The following is a 426-nucleotide window of genomic DNA, read 5'->3' on the forward strand; positions in this document are numbered from 1 at the left end:
GCCGTAGCGGCCCGCGTCGGTGTGGGACGTCGTGGGCAGGGCCACCTCGGCGAACAGTTCGTCCCCGCGCCGCCAGGCGGCCTTGAGCCCCTGGAAGACGGGGCCGTAGCCGTAACCGCCGGCGAGCAGCTGCTCGTACGCGCCGGAGACGTCCAGGGCGGTGGCGCCGGAGGGCGGCCACTGCCCGAGGTCGAAGGGCGCGGCTGCCGCTTCGTCGGGCCGGCTGCCGAGGGTCCCCTGGGCGTGCTGGGTCCACGGCCGGTCCTCGTCGTCCTCGGGACGCGAGTACACGCCGAGGGAGCGGCCCCCGAAGTCGTCGGGTGCGCCGACGACGATCTGGACCTGGACGGCTCCGCGCTCGGGCAGGATCAGCGGTGCGTGGATGGTGAGTTCGTCCACCTGGTCGCAGCCGACCTGGTCCCCCGC

At 74.9% G+C, this 426-nt stretch carries 1 protein-coding gene; it reads right to left on the reverse strand.

Annotated features, from left to right (window positions below; all coding sequences use genetic code 11):
- Positions 1–426: polyketide synthase dehydratase domain-containing protein (locus tag G3I78_RS48900; RefSeq protein ID WP_164437116.1), on the reverse strand; the 426-nt coding region annotated here is incomplete at both ends.

The sequence above is a fragment of the Streptomyces sp. SID13726 genome (assembly GCF_010548375.1).
Lineage (GTDB): Bacteria > Actinomycetota > Actinomycetes > Streptomycetales > Streptomycetaceae > Streptomyces.